The 20,887-nt window shown below is 63.3% G+C and carries 21 protein-coding genes and 1 riboswitch; of the genes, 7 read left to right on the forward strand and 14 right to left on the reverse strand.

Annotation, left to right across the window (positions count from 1 at the left end):
• The first annotated feature begins 95 nt into the window (after positions 1–95).
• Positions 96–1,190: a substrate-binding domain-containing protein gene (locus tag BV071_RS09980; protein ID WP_035605863.1), complete on the forward strand. Its 1,095-nt coding sequence runs from the start codon at positions 96–98 to the stop codon at positions 1,188–1,190.
• A gap of 224 nt (positions 1,191–1,414) precedes the next feature.
• Here the strand turns inward: BV071_RS09980 and BV071_RS09985 are convergent, their stop codons facing one another.
• The 3 genes from BV071_RS09985 to lipA form a co-directional block, all read right to left on the reverse strand.
• Positions 1,415–2,200 carry a hypothetical protein gene (locus BV071_RS09985; RefSeq protein WP_035605866.1) on the reverse strand — a complete coding sequence of 262 codons (786 nt, stop codon included), beginning with the start codon at positions 2,198–2,200 and terminating at the stop codon, positions 1,415–1,417.
• 326 nt (positions 2,201–2,526) lie between these two features.
• Positions 2,527–2,979 carry a hypothetical protein gene (locus BV071_RS09990; RefSeq protein WP_035605869.1) on the reverse strand — a complete coding sequence of 151 codons (453 nt, stop codon included), beginning with the start codon at positions 2,977–2,979 and terminating at the stop codon, positions 2,527–2,529.
• 3 nt (positions 2,980–2,982) lie between these two features.
• Positions 2,983–3,996: a lipoyl synthase gene (gene lipA / locus BV071_RS09995; protein WP_075090878.1), complete on the reverse strand. Its 1,014-nt coding sequence runs from the start codon at positions 3,994–3,996 to the stop codon at positions 2,983–2,985.
• A 181-nt stretch (positions 3,997–4,177) separates the two neighbouring features.
• On the opposite strand from lipA, the gene BV071_RS10000 reads away from it, so the two are divergent.
• Positions 4,178–4,693 (forward strand): hypothetical protein, encoded by a 516-nt coding sequence (locus BV071_RS10000; protein ID WP_265594288.1) that lies wholly within the window; start codon positions 4,178–4,180, stop codon positions 4,691–4,693.
• Positions 4,694–4,727: 34 nt separating this feature from the next.
• Here BV071_RS10000 and BV071_RS10005 read toward each other — a convergent pair whose 3' ends face one another.
• From BV071_RS10005 to BV071_RS10020, 4 genes are all read right to left on the reverse strand, one after another.
• Positions 4,728–5,630, reverse strand: a complete 903-nt coding sequence (locus tag BV071_RS10005) for a class I SAM-dependent methyltransferase (protein WP_052573123.1) — start codon at positions 5,628–5,630, stop codon at positions 4,728–4,730.
• A gap of 43 nt (positions 5,631–5,673) precedes the next feature.
• Positions 5,674–6,273, reverse strand: coding sequence for a recombination mediator RecR (gene recR / locus BV071_RS10010; protein ID WP_035605874.1), 600 nt, complete (start codon positions 6,271–6,273; stop codon positions 5,674–5,676).
• A 9-nt stretch (positions 6,274–6,282) separates the two neighbouring features.
• Positions 6,283–6,726, reverse strand: a complete 444-nt coding sequence (locus BV071_RS10015) for a hypothetical protein (protein WP_265594289.1) — start codon at positions 6,724–6,726, stop codon at positions 6,283–6,285.
• Positions 6,727–6,805: 79 nt separating this feature from the next.
• A complete protein-coding gene (locus BV071_RS10020; protein WP_035605879.1) occupies positions 6,806–7,276 on the reverse strand; it encodes a peroxiredoxin in 471 nt (156 codons plus the stop codon).
• 142 nt (positions 7,277–7,418) lie between these two features.
• Between BV071_RS10020 and rpsU the strand changes: the two genes are divergently transcribed.
• Both rpsU and BV071_RS10030 read left to right on the forward strand, forming a co-directional pair.
• Entirely contained in the window at positions 7,419–7,682 is a 264-nt protein-coding gene (rpsU, locus tag BV071_RS10025; protein WP_265594290.1) for a 30S ribosomal protein S21, read from the forward strand.
• A 151-nt stretch (positions 7,683–7,833) separates the two neighbouring features.
• Positions 7,834–8,154 (forward strand): hypothetical protein, encoded by a 321-nt coding sequence (locus tag BV071_RS10030; RefSeq protein ID WP_035605883.1) that lies wholly within the window; start codon positions 7,834–7,836, stop codon positions 8,152–8,154.
• Between the two features lie 155 nt (positions 8,155–8,309).
• Here BV071_RS10030 and BV071_RS10035 read toward each other — a convergent pair whose 3' ends face one another.
• Genes BV071_RS10035 through BV071_RS10045 form a run of 3 tightly spaced genes read right to left on the reverse strand, consistent with a single transcriptional unit; the run spans position 8,310 to position 11,827 of the window.
• Entirely contained in the window at positions 8,310–9,221 is a 912-nt protein-coding gene (locus BV071_RS10035) for a hypothetical protein (RefSeq protein WP_052573124.1), read from the reverse strand.
• Positions 9,221–11,209, reverse strand: coding sequence for a TonB-dependent receptor (locus tag BV071_RS10040; RefSeq protein WP_265594291.1), 1,989 nt, complete (start codon positions 11,207–11,209; stop codon positions 9,221–9,223). Before BV071_RS10040 ends, BV071_RS10035 begins: the two co-directional genes overlap by 1 nt.
• Before the next feature lie 39 nt (positions 11,210–11,248).
• Positions 11,249–11,827, reverse strand: a complete 579-nt coding sequence (locus BV071_RS10045) for a PEP-CTERM domain protein (protein ID WP_035605889.1) — start codon at positions 11,825–11,827, stop codon at positions 11,249–11,251.
• Between the two features lie 150 nt (positions 11,828–11,977).
• Positions 11,978–12,182: riboswitch (cobalamin riboswitch) on the reverse strand.
• 339 nt (positions 12,183–12,521) lie between these two features.
• Between BV071_RS10045 and BV071_RS10050 the strand changes: the two genes are divergently transcribed.
• From BV071_RS10050 to rimO, 3 genes are all read left to right on the forward strand, one after another.
• Entirely contained in the window at positions 12,522–13,283 is a 762-nt protein-coding gene (locus BV071_RS10050) for a methyltransferase domain-containing protein (RefSeq protein WP_035605892.1), read from the forward strand.
• A 33-nt stretch (positions 13,284–13,316) separates the two neighbouring features.
• Complete coding sequence (locus tag BV071_RS10055; protein WP_035605895.1) at positions 13,317–14,003, forward strand: hypothetical protein; 687 nt, start codon at positions 13,317–13,319, stop codon at positions 14,001–14,003.
• A 100-nt stretch (positions 14,004–14,103) separates the two neighbouring features.
• Positions 14,104–15,507: a 30S ribosomal protein S12 methylthiotransferase RimO gene (rimO, locus tag BV071_RS10060; RefSeq protein WP_035605897.1), complete on the forward strand. Its 1,404-nt coding sequence runs from the start codon at positions 14,104–14,106 to the stop codon at positions 15,505–15,507.
• A gap of 316 nt (positions 15,508–15,823) precedes the next feature.
• On the opposite strand, the gene BV071_RS10065 is transcribed toward rimO, so the two are convergent.
• The 4 genes from BV071_RS10065 to BV071_RS10080 all read right to left on the reverse strand — a co-directional run bounded on the left by BV071_RS10065 (position 15,824) and on the right by BV071_RS10080 (position 20,740).
• The gene (locus BV071_RS10065; protein ID WP_035605900.1) at positions 15,824–16,849 is read right to left on the reverse strand and encodes a beta-ketoacyl synthase N-terminal-like domain-containing protein; all 1,026 of its coding nucleotides are present in this window, start codon (positions 16,847–16,849) and stop codon (positions 15,824–15,826) included.
• The gene (locus BV071_RS10070; RefSeq protein WP_265594292.1) at positions 16,846–18,081 is read right to left on the reverse strand and encodes a beta-ketoacyl-[acyl-carrier-protein] synthase family protein; all 1,236 of its coding nucleotides are present in this window, start codon (positions 18,079–18,081) and stop codon (positions 16,846–16,848) included. Before BV071_RS10070 ends, BV071_RS10065 begins: the two co-directional genes overlap by 4 nt.
• Before the next feature lie 80 nt (positions 18,082–18,161).
• Positions 18,162–19,517 (reverse strand): hypothetical protein, encoded by a 1,356-nt coding sequence (locus tag BV071_RS10075; protein ID WP_035605902.1) that lies wholly within the window; start codon positions 19,515–19,517, stop codon positions 18,162–18,164.
• The gene (locus BV071_RS10080; protein ID WP_265594293.1) at positions 19,514–20,740 is read right to left on the reverse strand and encodes a hypothetical protein; all 1,227 of its coding nucleotides are present in this window, start codon (positions 20,738–20,740) and stop codon (positions 19,514–19,516) included. Before BV071_RS10080 ends, BV071_RS10075 begins: the two co-directional genes overlap by 4 nt.
• Between the last annotated feature and the right edge of the window lie 147 nt (positions 20,741–20,887).

The raw sequence follows: 20,887 nt of genomic DNA on the forward strand, positions 1-20,887 counted from the left end.
GTTATATGACAAATTCTGCGCAAAAAGGTGCAAGCCGACACGAAATCTGCACAATTTTCTTCAGCAGATGAATCACACTTGTTAAGCCTTGCCGCATGCTCGAAATCGCACGCATCGGCTTGGCCCAATCCACCGCGGATGCCATCCATGCCCAGATCAAGGCCGGCCGCTGGCAAGACCGTCTGCCGGGTGCGCGTCGCCTGGCGGAAGAGAGCGGCGTAAGCCAACCCACTGTTCTAACAGCCCTCAGCCTGCTCGCGGAACAAGGCGTCATCACCGGTGGCAATCGTCAAGCCTATCGCATCATTGCGGTGCCAGCGAACACCGGGCCGGTCACACCGCCGGAAGACCCGCGCCGCGTGATCATCCTCACCCACGTCGATGTCGGCGAACTACCCGCCACCGCACGTCATGGCATTGATGCCATCCGCGCACTCTTGATCCGCCGCAAGTGGGTGGTCGAGATCCGCAGCTTCGATTTCGTCCATGCCAAGCGCCCGCGCCGGGCATGGGATCATCTCGTGCCACTCGATCCGCGCATCCCGCTCATCGGTGTCTTCGGTCGGCCGCCACTCGCCCAGTGGGCCGCGCGCCATGGCATGCGCATCGCCTTCTTCGGCGGCATCCGCACGGAGCTGGAAGTACCTATGGTCGCGGTGAAGTCGTCACTGCTGGTGCAGGAAGCCGTCGCCCGCCTAACAGGCCTTGGGCACTCGCGCATCGTCATGCCCCTCTGCGAGCGCCCGCCCTCTTTCCGCACTTCCCTGCAGCATGCCATGCGCGAGCAGTTGGAAGCCGCGGGCACCTCTTTCGTGCCCTCCTATCATACGCCGGACAGCGACTACATGACACCCGAAGTCCTCTGGCGCATCCTCGAAGGCGTCTTCTCCCGTGCCCGGCCCACCGCACTGGTCTTCCTCGATTGGAAGGAAATGGTCACCGCCACCTGTCTGCTCTCCAAGCTCGGCCTTCGCGTCCCGCAGGACATCTCGCTGATCCTTCTCAATGAACAGATGGAAGCGGATTGGTTCATCCCCAAGCTCACCTGCTTCCGCTTCCCCGTCCGCCGCATGGCCACGATCCTCGCCGACTGGGTCGACGGTAAACCAAGCAGCAGCGCTGGCCCGCTCGCTCCCATGGGCGCGCAATTTGATCCCGGCGCCACAATCGCCCCGCCGCGCGATGCATAAAGGGCAACCCGACTACCCCGGGAGTCCGACCCATCCTCCAGCAAATATCTTAATCTGCCAGCACCCCGGATCAATGACTCCGGAGCCTACGAACCCAACCCGGGGGGCCGGCCAATCCGCGTCTACACGACCTTGGACAACCGGATCATGTTCGAGGACTTCTACGCCAAGGTAACTGCCTTCGATGACCCCGGCGCCGCGAAATAGGCAGGCACCACCTCAGCTCACCGCCGCCGCCTCACCAACAAAAGCAACCCTGCCGCGCCCAACAAAGCCGCACCCGGTTCCGGCACTGCCGCCACATCCACGATCTGGATCCCATTGATCGCCGCGAAGCGCGAGTTCGCGCCATCCGTATCCACCGTGACATTGCCACCCGGACCGGAGACCACGTTCTGCCAGATGAAGGCGATTTCACCGTTCACATCGGCATTCACCGAGTATTTCACATACTCCACGCCCTCTGTTAGAACCCCATTGCCACCGGCGATACCATCCCAAGACGTCTGCTTGGCGATGCCATTCAGCGTGAAGAGCGTGTTCTGCCCCTCGGAGTAGAGGATCTCGCTGAACTTGTCTCCCTGGCCGTAGAGGTAGACGTCGTAAAGCTTGCCCGCATCGAGACCAGTGATCGTCCCGGCTTTGGTCACGATGTCAGTCGTGGTCGGCGAGGATAGATACACATAGTCTCCCATCAATCCTGCGAATTGGCTCGCGGCTCCAAGCTCCTGCTCGCCCGGCGTGCTCAGAAAGCTGCCATCGATCCCCAAACTCAAACCGACACCCGTGGTCTGGCCATCGGAATCGAGCAAGTTCACTGCGGCAATCGAACTCCCGGCCGCGGTAACGCTATTCCAAATGGCCGTCGCGCCCGATGGATCTGAAGCCGCAGCCAAGCCTTGGTAAGACACAATCGAGCCCGCCTTGTCGAAATCGATGTTGATGACCTGCGCTCCCGCAAGACCTGCGGCAGCGAGGAAGGCAGTGGCCAGAAGGGGTGCGATTCGCATGAGCCTGAAAAGGGGTGAAGGCTGTTAAGGCCAATCGGCTAACATTTACAAAATACCCCGTCAATGCCCGCGCTCAGGCGACCTTCGGCGCGCGCAATCGCGCGGAAACCCCTGTCCCTCACCTGCATCCTTCACGGGAATTTCACACGCGGCAGGCCTAATCCCGTTGCCCCTCAGGAGGCGGATACTCATCGGCATCGAACCCAGGGTTGCGCTCGCTAAGGCTCGCTGACCCTGGGCTATCTCCCGACCGCCCCTTTTGGGGCTTTGGAACAAGGGACCACTTTTATTGAGTCTTCTCACCCACCGGCGTCCGTAGCTTCGCCTCAATTGTGGCTCTTGTTGATGATCGCCCGCGATTCAGCCGGGAGATAAATCACCGTGATGCCGCCGCTGTTTTTGTGGATGACTTCATACCACAAGCAGGGGCCGAACTTTCGTGATTTGGTGGTGTCCTTTGCGGCCCAGTCAGAGGGCAAGAGTGAGCGGACATCGCCGCGGACTTCCCCATTCTCCGAGAGGTCCCAGCCCTGCTCCGCGGCAAATTTGCGGAACTCCGCTTCATCAATCGTGTAGCTAACAGAAACGACACCACTGAAGTCGCGGCTCTCGAAGTAATCGATCGAACGGGCGGAAGCCGGTGCCAGTTCGTGACTCGCCGCACCCGTGACATAGACTGAATGATCGGCTGACATCGACCAGACCACGAAGCCCACCACCAAGACAGCAAGCACGAGCAAACCAGCGCAACCGGTCAGCAATGCCTTCTTCGCCTTCATGGCTCAGGCCACCGAAGCCCGCACGATCGCCGGCCGCGCCGCCGGAATCGGCAGGTCCTCCGGCTGCAGATCGAGGCCATGCAGCGGCGTGACCTTCTCGATCTCGTCCATGATATCCAGCTCCGGACGGAAGTCCGCGGCGTGATAGGAGCTCCGCACCAGCGGTCCGCTGGCCACATGGCGGAAGCCCTTCTCCAGCGCGATCTGCTTCAGCTCATCGAAGGCCGCCGGCTCGACGTATTCCACCACTGGCAAGTGCCGCGGCGTCGGCCGCAGGTATTGGCCCATGGTCAGCACCGTCACGTCCGCTTCTAACAAATCATCCATCGCCCGCAGGATCTCGTCCTTGGTCTCGCCCAGGCCGAGCATGATGCCGCTCTTGGTCGCCACCTTGCCGTTCACCATCGCCTTGGCCTTCTTCAGGACGGCGAGGCTGCGGTGATACTTTGCGCGCGAGCGCACCAGCGGGGTCAGCCGCTCGACGGTTTCCAGGTTGTGGTTGAAGATGTGCGGGCGCGCATCCATCACCATCTGAAGGGCCCAGTCGCGGTCGTTGAAATCGGGAACCAGCACCTCGATCACGATGCCGGGGTTCACCGCCCGCACCGCCTCGATGGTCTGCTGGAAATGCTGCGCACCGCCGTCACGGAGATCGTCGCGGGCCACCGCGGTGATCACCACGTGCTTGAGCTTCATCCGGCGGGTCGCCTCAGCCACCCGCACCGGCTCGTCCGCCTCCAGCGCATCCGGCTTGGCGGTCTTGACCGCGCAGAATCCGCAGGCGCGGGTGCACTTTTCACCCGCGATCATGAAGGTCGCCGTGCCTTGGCCCCAGCATTCCCAGCGGTTCGGGCACTGGGCTTCCTCGCACACCGTCACCAGCTTCAGGTCGGTGATCAGTGACTTCGTGGACCAGAAAACCGGATTATTCGGCAGCCGCACCTTGATCCAGGACGGTTTCTTGTCCTGGTGCAGGGCAGGATCCATCTTCATCTGGGGACCGTGGCAGCCGCTCATTTCGCGCGGAAACTAGGGGCCCCGCCTCCCCCCGTCAACCGCGCGGACCGATTTGGACCGGAAGGACCGCCCCGAGTGACCGTCCCGGCAAAACACTCCACTTGCCACCACCCCGGCCGGGAGCCCCGCCGGACCACAATCCCCATGGCATCGGAAAAGCACTCATGATAGGACTGCCGCCATGAACTCCTCCCCGTCCCCCTCATCCTCCTCCTCAATTTCGGTGGTCTTGTGGGTCTTCTTTGTCGCCGCGCTGGCGCTCGGCGGCACGGTGATCTGGACCTTGCAGCAGAGAAAACCCGCAGCAACCCAGGTTGAGGTGCAGACGAAGCGCGCCGGGGAGGCGGAGTTCCAAAAGACCACCGAAAAGCTAGTGGGAATGCGCGAGCTCTCGGAAGTCATGAACCGCCAGTTGGAATTGATCGGGTCGCTAAAGAAGGCGCGCGCCGACCGGAAAGCAGCCAAGCAAGACGGGCGGCTCCCCGAACTAATCGACGAACTCGATCGCACCGACGCCGCAATCCGGGAGCAGCATGTCAGGCTTACCGAATCCCTGGAGCCCTTTCTGAAAATGAAAGGCCAGGATTTCGACCAGCACATCGACAACGCGATGAAGACCAACTCAAAGGTGGCCGCACTTCTGGAAATGCAGAAGGGACTCGCAAAAGAGGACCGGGCCTTGGTGGACTCGAAATAAGCCCCACACCCGAATCACAAGTCACTTGGGACGCCTACTTCTTCTCACAGAGGATCGCCATGAACACCGGGAACTCCTGCACCGCGCGGTTCTCGCCCTTCGCCCGCGGGCCCGGCTGAGAGCGGCGGTGGCTAAAGAGTTCCTCGCACACAGTGACCCCCAATCCCGCCTGCCCGAAGGCGGTGAGCACCTGCCCCACCGGCCGGTGATAGAAAGTGGTGGTGTCTCCCCCGCCCTGCCCGGGGTGGGTCACGATGGGGATTTCCTGCGGCACCGCATAGCGGTCCACGCGGCGGAATTGCAGCTTCCGTCCCTCGTCCCAGCCCCAGTGCGATTGCTGCGGGATACGGAAGCAGGGGTGCATGAAGATCGCCACAAAGCGGCCGCCCGGCTTGAGCGCCGCCGCCGTCTGCTTCGCCATCGCGGGAAGATCCGGCACATCGTGCACCGCCATGATACAGGCGGCGGCATCGTGTGAGCCATCGGCCCAAGGGCCCGGCGCGCAGGCATCCGCCACCAGAAAGTTCACCCGCTTCTCGTTCTCGAAGCGCCGCTTGGCGGACTCGATCAGGCGCGGGCTCGCATCCACCGCCGTCACACCCGCCACCTTCGCCTCCAAGAGGAGCGGCACCAGCACCCCCTGCCCGCAGCACAGGTCGAGGACCTTCTCCCCGGCCCCCGGGGCCAGCAGGCGCAGCGCCGCCGGCAGGATCACATTGCGGTGATAGTCCGAGCCCTTGTCGCCGACCAGTTTGTCGTACCAGCCCGCGACCTGATCCCAGCCCTGCTCCTGGCCATGGCCGCCACCCTTGCGGGCTGCAGGCTTGGGCCCCGATCGCGGTGGAAATGGCCCCTTGCCCGGTCCCCGCGAATCTTTGGCCTCCCAAGGCTTCTTGCCGCCTTGGAAGTTCGGTCGCTTGCGGGGTGGCTGGGGCATTTGAAATATGAAATCTGAGATTTGAAATATGAGATAGGAAATCTCACATGCCGCGTCGGCCTTCCAGCGCACGGGCGAGGGTCAGGGCATCGGCATGCTCCAATCCACCACCCGCTGGCAAGCCTTGGGCAATCCGGCTGACCTGCACCTTCCCCCGCAAGATGCTGGCGAGGTAGTTGGCGGTCGCCTCCCCCTCCACATCCGAGCCAGGCGCGAGGATCACCTCCGGGACTCCTTCCGCTTCAAGGCGCCGCAAGAGCGAACCGATCCGCAGGTCCTCGGGAGTCACATTGTCCAAGGGCGAGAGCTTCCCTCCAAGGCAGTGGTAGCGGCCCTTGAAGGCCCCGGAGCGCTCCAGTGGCAGGACATCCGTGGCCTGCTCGACCACACAGATCACCGGCTCGCGGGAGTGGTCAGCGCAAATCGCGCAGCGCTCGGCGGTTGCGAAGAATCCACAGACCGGGCAGGCGATCACCTCGGCCTTCGCCTGTTCCAGCGCCGCGGAGAGCGCCAGTGGGTCTGCTTTCGCGCTCTGCAGCAGCCAGATGGCCATCCGCTCCGCGCTGCGCGGCCCTACTCCGGGCAGCCGCCGCAGTTCCTCCACCAGCTTGCCGACCGCTTCCGGGTAATCGATGCGCGCCATGGTGTTCTTTTAGTCCGCGGAATGGGGCTCCCCTCCCGGTTCTTGGTGGCGCTTCGCGTAAATCATCGTCCACAGCCCGCACCAAATCAGCGCCACCAGCGGCACCGTGATCGCCGGGCGATAGGCCGCCAGCGCCAGCACTGGCACCCAGCCGAGGGTCAGTACCAGCACGGAAATCCACAGCACCGCGCGGCGCCAGTCGCGGCGCGAGGCGAGCATCGCCGCTGCCAGCCCGAAGACCAGCACCACGGTCCAAGCCCAAGCCCACATCGGCGGCAAATCCCGCGGCTGCCCTTCCAAGCCGATCTTCGAGACCCAAGAGGCCACCGCCCCATCAAGCCGGGTGGTGAAGCCCATGATCTGGACCGCCATGGAGAGTACCAGCGACATCCCGCCGATCGCCAGCACGGCGGCGGTTGGATGAGCGGCGGGTTTTGACAAGGAATTCGCCATGCGGGTGGTCGTGGGCGGAGATTAGAGGACTCCTTGCGGAAAGCTCAACAAGGAAGGCGGGAGCTGCGGGAATGCTGCATTACTTGAGAGCCGCCACCAGCTTCGCCAGATGCTCGTCCGGCTTCACCTTCTCCAGTACCGCCGCGATCCGGCCATCGGTGCCGATGACGAAGGTGCTGCGCTCGGTGCCCATGAAGGTCTTGCCATACATCGATTTCTCCACCCAGACGCCGTAGGCATCGACGATGCTCTGGTCTTCATCAGCAATCAGCGGGTAGGGCAGTTCATGTTTGGAAATGAACTTCTTGTGGCTTTTCACCGGGTCGATGCTGACGCCGTAGATCTTGGCCAGGCCACGGACTTCGTCCCAGCCGTCACGGAGGGCGCAGGCCTGGGTGGTGCAACCGGGAGTGTCGTCCTTCGGGTAAAAGACCAGCACCACCCGCTCCCCGAGCAGGGCGGAAAGGGTCACGGTCGTCCCTTCCGACTCCCCGCCGCCGACAATCGGGGCAGTGAAATCCGGGGCCATTTCTCCGACTTGAGGTTTCATGGCGGCCGAGATGACAGGCGCAGAGACGGTGGGCAAGCCCCTCGAAAAGCCGTAAAAATCGCCAACTCCCGGATTGACAAGCTCCCTAGGCCGACTCAGCGTCCGCGCCCCGACTTTTCCGGAGAACTATAATTTAGATCGAATGAGCGAGCGTAGCATGCGTGGAGTAATGGTGAAAAAGGGCGAGCCAGTGGATCGCGCCCTCAAGCGCCTCAAAACCAAACTCGATACCGAGGGCATCCTCGAAGAAATGCGCCGCCGTCGCGCATTTGAGTCCCCTGCCGCACGCAAGATCCGCAAGGCCCGCACCGCGCCGAAGCGTCACAAAGTTCGCTGGCGCTACACCAGCCCCGCCCAAGCCGCCAAGGCTGAAGAAGCAGCCGCTGCTGCCGCCGCGAACGCCTGAAGCACTTTCCGTTTTCCGGAACCAAGTCGATACGAGACGGACGCCCACAAGGCGTCCGTTTTTGTTTGTACGCGAGCCGCCTTCCTGATGCCTGGGCCTACCACCACGTCCCTCTGACAATTTCCACGCCCGGCGGCTTTGTAGTTCTCGGATGGAGGAACCGAGCGCCACCCCTGATGATCCGTACCGTGTCGGCGCTCAGCACGAAGAGGAACCTGCCCCGAAGCAGGAGTTCCCGAGCCTGAAGCAGCAGATCTCGCGGGATTTGTTGAGAGCGTTCTGGGGTGGTTTGCTGACCGTGGCGCTGTGGGGTGCCACCAGCCTGCTCAGAAGCATCGGGACTACGGAGGGGTATTGGGGATATTGGCTGTCCGGCTTACCATTCCATCTCGGCGTACTGAGTGCTCTGTTCAGCCTTTGGAGCCTCGTTCGCGCGGCCATTGCGGGCTTCACCTTGAGATGGCGGATCTAGTGGTGAGACAACACCTCCCGGGGGTGTTTGGTAAGGGCGGATCGGCCTAGAACTTGAGTGGCGGCGATTGGGGATACCTCGCATGGAAAGCGGCGATGCTCGCACGCACTCCAAAAGCGGCTGCGCCGCAAAGGGGGTGGATCTTATCGTGGAGATCAATCGCCGACGCGGGTCACGCGCCAGTATTGCGTGGGCGCTGTGGAGCGTGGAGCGGTGAAGAGTGAGCTGCCGCGATCAGGGCGGGCGATGACGGTTTGCACCGGGGTCCAGTTGGCCAGGCTGGTGCTGGTTTCGATCTGGTAGCTACGGCCCGGGTTGCTCTCCCATTCGAGTTCGCAGGTAGTCGCGGTGACGACGCTTGGGAACATGCGGAAGTCGCCAGTGTTCTGATTGATCACGCCGATGGCTTCCAGGTCGAAGCCTGCGGAGCCGGTGGTTGGATAGGGATCGAGGATCGTGCGATTCGAGCTGTCCTTGGCACTGCCATCGCCAACGATGTCGATCAGACGCACGAAGCACACGTGGTCGCGATCGAGGAGTGGAGAGGCTGGCAAGGAGGCGAGATCGAAGGGCGTGCCGAAGCCCACCTTATGCTTGCCGGCGAAGCCGCTGATATTGGTCGCATCCACCGAGCCGAAGCCGCCGACGGTGCCGGTGCTGAGTGAGGCATTCGGGAAGCGGACGAAGTTCACGCCGTCACTCGAGACCTCCACGAAGGCGAGCTCCAGGAAAGTGGCGCTGAAGGAGTTCTCGAAGACCGCGAAGTCCGCGCCTTCTCCATCGCGGATCGGGTGCGGGAAGAAGAGGGTGATCTTGCCGTTGTCCCCGAGGCAGACGATGTCGAGGGTATCGGTCGTGGCCGGGCCATAGGCCTTCGCTGGCGTGCGCCATTGGGCAACGACGCTGGTGCCGAAGGCGTAGTCGAGATGGCCGCTTGCCCAGTTCACGAAGCGCGCGTCGTTGTAGACGATCGCATCACTACCGGCGGTGCCAGCGGGACCGGGATAGGGCCCGGCGATTGCCAGGGGCGCACTGAGAACGAGAAGGAGTGGCAGGAAGCGGATCATCAGAGTTCGCGGCGGATGCCAACAATGAACTGGCGCCCGGCCGCAGGATACCAGATCCCGCTGTATTTCACCGTGGCGTAGTTCTTGTCGAAGAGATTGTTCACCCGCGCATAGATCGAGAGTCCCGGGCGCGGTTCGTAGCGGAGCAGCAGATTGGTCACGGCGTATGAGGGCAACTTCTCCTGCACGTTCTGGAAGTCGTTCCCCTCAAAAGCATCGCCGGTGTATTGATACTCCGCTTGGACCGTCACGCAGTCCAAGGGGCGGCAGGAGATTGTGGCGGACAACGCGCGGTTCGGGACGAGGTAGACTTCCTTCCCGGCATAGGGACCACTCTCATACTCCGCATGGAGCAAGGTATAGTGGAGATCCGCGCTCCAGCGCTCTGCGTGGTAGCCGGTGGAAAGCTCGACACCGCTGCGCTTGGTGTCAGCGAGGTTCACGTTCAGATTCCGCAGGTAGTCGTAGGCGATCTCCCCTTCCATCCACTGCAGGAAGCCGTTCACGCGCAGGCTCCAGTTGCCCGGGTTCCACTCCGCGCCGAGCTCCACATTGTCGCCGGTCTCCGCGTGCAGTTGATCATTGAAGGGCACGCTCAAGGGAAAGCCCTGATACGAGGCAATCTCATCCATCGAGGGCAGGCGATAGAGCCGGTCATAGCGCAGCCAGGTGGAGAGATCCTTGCGTGCATCCCAGCGCAGGCCGACCTGGTAGGCTTGGTTGTCCCCATCATTGCCGCGGTCGAAGTTGAGCGCGGGATCGGAGGGAAAGGTGAAGCTGCGCGCATTGGCGTCCACTTCCGACTGAGCCCAACGTGCGGCGGCGGATAGATGCCAATCCTTCCAAGGCTCCCAGTCCGCATTGGCATGGAGGCCGAGGATCTCCCGATCCAGGGCTGCCTGGCCCGTGCGATGGATCCGTGCGATCTCCGCATACTGCTGGAGGTCCAGCGTATCGCGGCTGAAGTCGAGCCCGGCCTGCGCGGACCATGATTCACCCCGGGCATCGAAGTGCGGTGAGAGCGTGATCGTCTCCAGCAAATTGTCGGTGTGAAAGCCGGGCCCGAAGTTCCACTGCAAGTCGCGCTGATAGAAGCTCAGCGGAATCGCGAAGGAATAGTCGCTGCCCTTGCCGAGCAGCAGAGTGCCATCCGCGGTATAGCGGTTCTGCTCGCTGAAGTACTGATCCGCCTGCCCGGCCAACGCGTAGATCGATTCGCGGGGATTGAGGAGGAAGCGGTCCTTGGTCAGCGGCCCGGGGAAGCCGCCTTCCTCATCGGCCCAAGAGACGCCGAAGTCTGTGGCGATGCCAGGAGTGAGGTCACGGCCCCAGCGAAAGGCGGCGCTCTCCAGCTCATTGTAGGAATTGTCGCGCCAGCCGTCGGTGAAATTGTGCTCAAGGTCGAAGGCAACGCGATTCCCCGCCCAAGTGTCCTGATGACTCAGGCGCGCAAGCATGTAGCCATCGCTGCCGCCCGCGCCTTCGACAACCGTGGCGGCCTTACCACCGTCCTTCGTGACCAGATTGATCACACCACCCACCGCGTGGTCGCCGAAGCGCGCGGTCTGGCTGCCGCTGAGGATCTCCACGTGATCGAGCCTGGCGATGGGAATCTCCAGCCAGGAGACGCCCGCCATGTCCGGGCGATTGACCGGACGACCGTCGACCAGCACGAGCACTCGCGAGGAAGAATTCTCACCGAAGCCGCGCATGTGGACGGCGGAATCGGAGCTATTGCCGCTGGTGCTGGTCAGACGGATGCCGCCCTGCGCGGCAAGCAGGTCCGCGACCGAGCGCACGCCGGACTTCGCGATCTGCTCGCTGTCGATGACCGTGGCGCTGCCGGCGAAATGCGGCGGCAGCACGCTATCGTCATCCTTGGCATCGGCTTCCACCACCACATCGGTGAGATCCTCGGCACGCAGGTTCACGGCGCCGCCCAAGGACAGCGCCGCAAGCCAGACGAGGATGAAGCGGTCGGATTTCACCGGTGCCATGGAAGCCTTTTGCGGCTCCGTTTGCCAGCATCAGCGCCGGCGCTTCAGGAATGCAAGCAGGCCGCCGAGAGCGAGCAGGGCGGAGGCCGGTTCCGGGACCGGATTGACACCCGGAGCCAGCGAGCCATCGCCGAAGACGAGACCATCCCAAGAGCCCGGTTCGACCACGCGGGAAGGAGCGGAGAGACCGCTGCCAAAGGTCCAAGTGCCAGCAGGCACCGGCGAGGCGGCCGGGAAACCTGCTTGGCCACCGGCGACGAACTGGCCCCAGTAGGCGCTGAAGTCCTCGGCATTCGTCTCCGTGACGCCCTGCCAGGTGATCGAATTCACAAAGTAGTTCGGTGCTTCCTCCGAGCCGAAGTTGAAGGCCAGGACACTCAGGTTGGGCTCGAAGGCATCGACCATCTGGAGCAGGTCATAGCCATCAAGAGGTTCCGACACATTGTTGTCGAAGTGGATCTCGTAGGTGCGGCTGCCGATATTGGCGGATTCCAGCACGAAGAACGCGCTGTCCGCTCCACTGCCGATGCTGATCACGGCGGCCCCGGCTTGTGCGGCTGCGGCGAGGAGGCTTGCGAGGGCAAGCGCCACGAATGGTTTCAATTTCATCTGATCTTTCTCTTCTTCAATCGGTATTGCCCGAAGAGAAGGGAGGCCCGCTCCGGAGACAGGATATGCCGCCGGCGATGGAACTTCCCTCCCGTCACCTTCCTTGCGCGGAAAGGTTCTCGCGGTGCCGCATTCGGAGGAACGGCACCGGGACGAGCGAGGCGGGACGAAGTATTCGGGCTCCCGACTGTGAGGTAGCAGCTTTCGCCGTCCCCTCGCCTCCTTCCCGCCTTCACCCGGACTGGCGTCCGGATTGGCTGTGTGGGAAGTCGTTCATCGGATACCGCAGCGCGACTGCTCCGGGCTCTCACCGGATTCCATGCGCCCGCATCGGGTCATCGGCGCGGAGTGAAAACAGGGGGCCGGGGGCGTGGCAAGGAAAAGGACCGGGATACATGGGATGAAGGCGGGAGGAACCACGCATCAACAGCCAATCCACTCGAATGAAAGGCTAGGGAGCTGCTACGAAGATTCGGCGAATTCAGAGTTCCAGCCTTTCTCCTGTCCGAGGCCGTACGCTTGAAATTTTGAACAGGAGGAAGGCAAGAGAAAGGCAGGAGGAAAGACATGATCACCAAGAGTCTTCCTTCATGCCCGTGGGTGTTCATTCACGATTGACGGCCTCCTGCTAAAATCCCCTCTCCCATCCCATTCATCCTATCCATCCCGGCCCCCATCCGCTCAAGTCACGCCCATGCGTCTGAGTTGCCATGCCGTTGTCGATACTGCCTATCAGCAGGTGCAAATCTGGAAGTCGGACAAGCAGTGCGAGTTCCGGGTGGCGGGGGCGATCCATGCCTGGTGGCATGAGAAGAAGTTCCTGACGGGTCTGGCCTGGGACAATATCGCAGCGGCGGCACTGCTGCGGCCGGCGCGCCCGCCGCAGTCTGTACTGATGTTGGGGCTGGCCGGAGGGACTTCGACCCGAGTCCTGCGGCACCTGCTGCCGGAGGCGCGGCTGGTGGCGGTGGACATCGATTCGGAGATCGTGGCGCTGGCGGAGCTGAACATGCACCTCGACAAGCTGGGCCTAGAGATCCATTTCGCGGATGCCTACGAGTGGGTGGCGAAGTGCCGGGAGAAATTCGACGTGGTGATCGACGACGTCTATCTGGCGGGGCGGGACGATGTCTTCCGGCCGGGGAAATCCGACGCCGGGCAAATTGCAGCGCTGAAGCGGCTGTTGAAGCCGGGCGGGCTGCTGCTGGCGAATCTGGTGAACGGTCCGGGCCACCGGGCGATGCAGATGCGGACGCGGGCGGCCTTCCGCGAGGGCTTTCCGGTGGTGCGCTCGGTGACCACGCCTGACAGCATGAATGAGACCCTGGTGGGCGGGAAAGACGTCCTAGCCGGGTCGGCGCTGACCCCGTGGACTCGTAATTTCCCGGAATTGGCGGACCGGAAACTGTGGCAAAGGCTGAAAGTCAGGCGTCTAACCCCTGCGCCGCCGCGTTGACAAGCCGCCCGGGGCCGCACAACCTCCGCGCCCATGGACACGCTGAAGATTTTGCTCGCCGCCACGGTCGCGCTGCTGCTCGGAGCGCTAGCCGTCTCCTACAAGGATGGTTCGACCTCCAAGACGGCGGTGAAGGAGGAACTCGCTGCCATGGAGCAGAAGCTCGAACGCCTGCGCCTGGAGCAGGATGGTCTGGCCCGCGAGCGTGAGCTGCAGATGCTGCGTGACGCCGCCAACAAGGCCGCGGCGGTCGCTCCAGTGGCACCTCCGGCTCCTCTCCAGACCGCCGACATGGCCGCGATGCAGGATCAGATCGCGAAGCTGGAGGCCGAGAAGGCCGCTGCCGACGCCAAGACCGCCAAGGCCGAGCGCAAGGCTGATACTTACAATGAAGAAGCTGCCTTCGTGGGCGGCCAGATGCTGGAGCACCGCGACAACGAGCTGCGCCGCGCCCGCCTGATCAAGGATGCAATGCCGATTGGCCGGGTGAAGGAGTGGGTGGAAGATCCGCAGAACGGTTCCTTCGCAGTGATCGAGGTCCTGATGGCGGAAAACGTGCAGGAAGAAACCGTGCTCTGCGTGCGCCGCAACACCGGCATCCTCGGCAAGGTCAAGGTCGGCCAAATCAGCATCGAAGGTGCGATCGGTTCTCCCACCACCGCTTTCAGCGAGCTGAAGCCGCAGCCAGGTGATGACCTGATCATGGACCCGACCGAGTGATCGTCGCCTCCAGCATTTCCTGATTTTTCTGGCCCCCCGCGCAATCGCCGGGGGCCGCTTTGTCTCTTCCTCTTTCGATATACCGCTTACCTCGCTCATCATGTCCACCACGGTTGGTCTCATTTCCCTTGGCTGCGCGAAGAACCTCATCGACTCCGAAGTGATGATGGGTCACCTCGCGGAAGCCGGCATGGCGCTCACCTCCGAAGCCGAACTGGCCGACGTGCTGATCGTGAACACCTGCTCCTTCATCGACATGGCGAAGCAGGAGTCGATCGATGCGGTCTTCGGTGCGGTGAATGCGCGTAGCGAGGACCCGGACCGGGCGCGGCAGAAGATCATCGTGGCCGGCTGCCTGTCGCAGCGTTTCGCCAAGGATCTGCCGGGGATCATGCCGGAAGTGGATGCCTTCATCGGCCTGGACCAGATCACCAAGGTGGCGCCGATCATCGAGAACCTGCTGGGCAAGAAGAACGCCGCCGAGGTGGCGAAGACCGAAGGCCCGGCAGCAACGGAAGACCCGCGCGACTTCGTGACTCTGAAGCCGAAGTATGTGCCGGACTACACCACGCCGCGCTTCCGCCTGACGCCGGAGCACTTCGCCTATGTGAAGATCGCGGAGGGCTGCAACCACACCTGTACCTTCTGCATCATCCCGAAGATCCGCGGCATGCACCGCTCCCGCACGCAGGAATCGGTGGTGAAGGAAGTGGAAGCCCTGGTGAAGTCCGGGGTGAAGGAGATCAACCTGATCTCGCAGGACACGACCTACTTCGGGATGGACAACTGGGAGGGCGAGCGGCCGAAGCCGAACTCACCGGTGAACTCCGAGCGCGGTGAATCGCTCAGCACGCTGCTGCGCGAGATCAACAAGATCGAGGGCGACTTCTGGGTTCGCCTGCTCTACACCCACCCGGCACACTGGTCCGACGAGCTGATCCGGACGATCGCCGAGTGCGACAAGGTGGCGAAGTATGTCGACATCCCGCTGCAACACATCTCCGACCGGATGCTGACCGCGATGAAGCGGGTGACCACCGGCGGCTACATCCGCGACCTGCTGCGCCGCATGCGCGCGGGCATTCCGGGACTGGGGATTCGTACGACGTTCATCGTAGGTTTCCCGGGTGAGACGGAGGAGGATTTCGAGGAGCTGCTGGAATTCATCCGCGAGTTCCGCTTCGAGCGGGCCGGTGTGTTCCAGTATTCGAAGGAAGAAGGGACCCGCGCCTACAAGATGGACGGGCACCTGCACCACATGACCCGCAAGAGCCGCTGGAGCCGCGCGATGGCGGAACTGCAGAAGGTCGCCGGCGAGGTGAACCAAGAGCAAGTGGGCAAGAAGGTCCGTGTGCTGGTGGAGGAAAAGGGTGTCGGCCGCACCGAGTGGGATGCTCCGGAAATCGACGGCTCCGTGCACGTGGATGAGAACATCCCGGTGGGGAACTTCGCCGATGTGACGATCGGGGATTGGCGCGGGTACGATCTTGTGGCGGCGAGGTGAGAAGAAGTGCCGAGTAATCGGTGATCGGCGAAAGGCAGGATGAAGCGCAACGCTGGCAGCGGTGGGCGTTACGCCGACGCGAGTTGTAGCGGCGGCGCGTCCAGATTCTACGCCCTGTAGGGGCGCAGGTAGGTCGCGGATGGAAATACGCGGAGTATCACCACGCTCCCTGCGCCCCTACAGGGCGCCATTCTTCTCTCGGTCGGAAACCCAGGGCTGCGCTATCGCTTGCCCTGGGCTATCTCCGTGCCGCCCCTTTGGGGCTCTGGAAATCGGCCACCATAAACACCGGAGATCTGACGGCAGCACTCCCCCCCTACCCGCGCTGGATCACGCAGCCTGCGGCTTGTTCGTTGCCACCGAGGGTGGCGATGAGGGCCCGGCTTGCATCGCCGCGGACGAGTTTTTGCACGGCTGCTACGATCTGCAGGCCCGAGGATGCGGTGAAGGATTCACCGAGAGTCCGGCGAACGGAGAGTTGCGGGCCTTGCCAATTGGCGTAGGCTTCATCCTCGGCGTGGTCGAGACGCGAGACGCCGTTGCGGCTGTCCGCTAGAAGCGTGGTGCTGTCGGTGGTGGCTGCGCAGGCGCCAAGCAGTTGCTTGAGCGCGGAGGCTCGATTGCAGCCCGGTGCCAGCGCAATGGGATCGGGCACGCTGAGGAGTTGCGGACCATCGCCATCGAGCTCGAGGTAGAGCGCGGCGGCACCTTCCGCGGGAATGGCTTCGCTGGCGTAGAGGCGGAGAGCTTCGGAGGAGAGCCAGTCGAGTTCTTCCGGCGCAACGACGAGTACGCCATCGCAATCCCCGCGCAGGAGCCACTCGGTGGCGATTTCCAGTGCGGTGTAAATCTCCGCGGTATCGCCCAAGAGCGTGTCGTTCGGCGCGGTGGAATTGAAGAGCGAGGAGAGGTGGCTGGAGGGCGCGTTGAAGACGGTCTCCGGAAAAAGGATCGGGCTGGCCACCGTGGGATCGGCGAGGACTTCGCCGAAGAAGCGGTTCGAATAGTTCACGCAGCCGTTCATCAGCGGGCAGAGGATGCCGAGGCGGAGTTCGCCGGAAGCGACCTTCGCGATGCGTTCTTCGCCGAGTGCCTCGATGGCGGCGGCTACGGCGAACTTCGAAACCGGGCTGACGCGGCGCAAGCGCGGGCTCTTGGGCAAAGTCGGTGGTGCAGGCGGAACGCGCAGGACTGGCGTGACGACTGCGGCGGCATCCTTGCGCTCACGCACCAAGTCAGCAGTGGCAAGTGGAGTGCCGGCATCGAGCGCCTGCATGAAGGGCTCCACTCCCCAGCCGGCGGGGGTGACAGCTCCGGTGCCGGTAATGGTGATCTTCGTCATCGCTCTTGTTGGAAGATCAGCGTCGCATTCGCACCGCCGAAGCCGAAGGAGTTGGTGAGAACGGTCTGCACCGCAGTTTCACGCGGGGTCTGCACGAGGTCGAACTTCACCGCGGGATCGATTTCGCGGACACCGAGACTGGCGGGGAGGAATTGCTCCTTCAGGGCGATCAGGCAGATGACGGACTCCACCGAACCGGCGCCGCCTAACAGGTGACCGATGGCCGACTTGGTGGAGGACAGCTTGATTTTGCCCGCTGCCTCACCGGCCCAGCGGGTAATCGCGTTTGCTTCCGCAACGTCGTTCAGCGGGGTGCCGGTGCCGTGGGAGTTGATGTAGTCGATCTGCTCCGGCACGAGGCCCGCGGCACGGGTGGCGCGCCCCATGGTGGCCAGTGCGGCATCGCCCTCCGGATGCGGCTGGGTGAGATGGTGGATGTCCGTGGCCGCAGCGTAGGAGAGGATGCGGGCGAGAGGTTCCGCTCCGCGGGCCTTGGCGGCATCGAGCGACTCCACCACGACGAAGCCAGCGCCTTCACCAATCGCGAGGCCATCGCGCACTGCATCGAAGGGGCGCGGGATGCCGGAGGGTGAGAGCGCTTGGAGCGAATCGAAGCCGGCGAAGACCAACTGGCAGAGTGCATCGTAGCCACCGGCGAGCACGCGATCCGTCTTGCCTTCCGAGACCATCTGGAAGGCATGGCCGATCGCATTTGCCCCGGAGGCGCAAGCATTCGAAACAATGCGGAGCGGACCTTGCACGTCCAGCGCGCGCATCATGGCCGCCATCTGGTACTGCGGCTGATAGGTTTCGACGCGGGAGAGCTGGCGGCGCTGCGAAGTGCCCGTGGTGGCCTGGAGATAGTATTGCTCGCCCACCGGCATGGCGGCGGCGGAGGTGCCGACGACAACGGGCATCGCACCGCCGGAGAGTCCAGCCATGGCAAGGGCCTCCTGACAGGCAATGAGAGCCATGCGGGTGCCGCGGTCCATGCGCAGCCATTCGCGGCGGCCGATGCCCGGCAAGCTATCCGGCAGATCCACCTGGCCCGCGGTGCCGACACGCTGGCGCGAGACATCGAAAAGAGTCACCGGGCGGAAGGCGGTGCGCCCGGCGCGGAAGCCCGCGGCATTCCCCGCCCAATCCGCGCCCATGGAAGTCAGGATGCCCGCGCCAGTAATGGCGACGGGTCGCAGGCCCGGAGGATGAGGTCGATCGGCGTGATAGGCCACGTGCTAAAAGAGGGAAGAAACCGGAGGCAGCTAGGCAACGCACCGGCGGATTGTCAAAGCGAATGGCAGCGCTTATCCGCTCATTTCCCGAAGTCCGGGCCGGGACCGAAGTAGTCGGCATTCCGCCGCTCCGCGTCCTTTTTCTCCTGGATGATACGGTCGCGGAAGGCTGTGTCCGAGATCGCCGCGGTGAGGGCGGCAAACTCCTCATCATTCAACGAGCCATACGTGGCGGCTCCGGCGATGAAGGCATCGCGGCCAGGCCCCACCGGGATCGCTCGTGCGACTTCCAGATAATCCTCCGGCCGGGTTTGCATCCAGCGCGTGCCCGCGGCCATGAGTACCTGGGTGCGCTGCTCCGGGTCCGCGACAGCATTCAATTCCCCGATGAGATCGTGGGGTGGCCGATAGGGATTCCAGATGCGGTCCATGAGATTCACCAATTGCCCGCGATAGCCCCCTGCCCCGTCGTCCTCCATCTGCTCCCACAGCGAGGATGATCCGGTCGCATTCATCAGGCCTGCGATGCTGGGGAGATCCTGGAGTTGAGCATCGCCGAGAAGCTGGCGGAGAGCTTTTCCCCGGAGATCTTCCGGCAACCCGGTCAAACGGCTGGCCATCTGATCCGGGCTCAGGCTCGCGAGATCACGGGATACCCACTGCTGGCAGAGCGCCTCGCGCAGGTAGGGGTTTTGCTCGTTGCCTAACAGGACTTTCAGGTCACCGTCACTCACCGCGGCCATGCGCTTGGCATAGTAATCCATCAGCGAGCTGAGGTTTGAATTCTCCGCCACGGGGCCTTCAAGCATGGTGCGCAGGCTCTTCAGATCCTCCGTCCCGGCACCGGCGCAAAGCGCGACGAAGAGGTCGTGCTGCTCGATCGGGCTGGCCGTCGCAACCGCAGCCATTGCAGGCTCGCGCTGGCCCGCAGCCAGCAGGGCCTTGGTCCAGAGCTCGGTCACATCGCGGCGGGCGAAGCCATAGCGACCGCTGCGGATCCACTCCCACACTTCATCCGGATGGCGGAGCATCTCCTCCTTCACCAGCTCCGGCTGGGCATAGCCGGGCAGCATATCGCCGTAGCGGCTACGGGTGGCCGGGCTGAAGACCAAGTCCAAGGCCGTGCGCAAGTCGCGGCGAATCCAATCGCGCATCAGTTCGCGCAGGGCGTCCTGCTTTTGCTCTTTTGTTAGATCCTTGGAAGCCAGCAGGGCCCCCACCATCCGCTCGAGCTGGCTGGATGCGGTGCCGCCACTGGTATGGGTATCCGGACCGCGGTCGTGCGACTTCGCGGCAGCAGTCATGGCTCCTGCGGCTGCTGGAGATGCAACTCCACCCGCCGCGCTGTCGACGCTTCCGCCATGTGGCGCGAGGAAGTAAAGCGCGGCATGGCTCGCTAGCAGCGCGGGCACCCAGATGATCCAGCGCCGTTTCATCGGCCATCCTCCTCGTCTTCTCCCACCGCCGATTGCTCCAGCGCTTGCCGCAGCGGTCCTGCTGGCAGTTTACCAACCGCGTCCCGCCATGCCTCAGGGTCGTCTCTATAAATGCCGGCGAAACTGGATTCGATCTTGTTCAAGCCTGTGCGGTCCTGCGGCAAGCCATCCGCCCAAGCTTGGGCTGCGATCGTCGCCAGCATCTCCGGCACCGGGACTGAGTCCGGCTTCGCCGTCATGTAAGTTGTGAACGCCGTGCCCCAATCCGGCACGGACTTCTGCGCCCAAGCCATTCCGGCCCGAGGGTCAACTTGCATCATCTGGCTGAAGACCATTTGAAGCAAGGACGCATCGCTGACATCCGGGCCTGCAGCATCCTTCAGCCGCTCGTAATATTCCTGCGGGCCGATGCTTCCCTGCCAGAGTTCCGTGTCAGCTTCCGACTGCCCATCGGGGTCGGTCCAAACGATATCGTCCCCTCCGGCTGCGCTTTTGCTTTCCTTTGCGGCAGCTTTCTTCGCCTCCGTCTCGAAGCGCTCCACGATATCGGGCGGGAAGCCCGTCGCGTGCAGCTCGCCTAACAGGTCGAGCGCGCCCTTGCTGTCCCAGATCTTGCTCAGGAAAAGAATCGCATCGGCATCGCCGAGAGAGGTGCGGATGGCGGCGAGATTTCCCGCCAGCTCTTCGGGAGACCCCATGATGCTGTTGAATAGGTCCACGCGTTCGGATCCGGACTTCAGCATGGCCGCGACCCGCAGCAACTCATCGCGATCCTTCCGATCCTCCAAGGCTGCGTGGATGCTGCCCATCATGGCATCCCGTCCGATGCCCGCCGCTGCCATCATCTCCTCCAATTGGCCAAAGCCGGAGCGGGTGAAGTGGTGCCACAACTCCTCGTCGAACTTGCCGCGTGCTTGGTCCTTCGCGAACTTCCCGAACCAACGGATCGCCGCCAGCGGATCGCGATCCAGCCACACCCCGAAGGCGGCGTAGCTTTCCAAGGGAATCTCGGCATTCGGATTCGCGGTGCCTGCCAGCACCATCGCCACGACATCGGAATTCGGATCCGCCGTGAGCCGCGCCCGGATCTCCGCGAGCCGGGTTTCTTCGTCCGGTCCAGTCTCTGCCGCTTCCTTCTGATCCCGCGCCGCGCCGCGCTCGGCATAGCCACGCAGCTTCGCGAGCAGCTCCGCAGCCTCATCAGCCGGGGCTGAGGACGACACTTGGAGCGGCTTCCCTTCGTCGCCAGCCAACGCTGACGCGGCCAACGGCAGCCGCCGAGTCCCCAGCCAGAGGGCAAGCCCATGACTTAGAACCAACAGAGTAACAACAGATCCGCGCCGCACGGCTCCAGAGATCGCCTGAACTTC

The organism is Haloferula sp. BvORR071 (assembly GCF_000739615.1).
GTDB lineage: Bacteria > Verrucomicrobiota > Verrucomicrobiia > Verrucomicrobiales > Akkermansiaceae > Haloferula.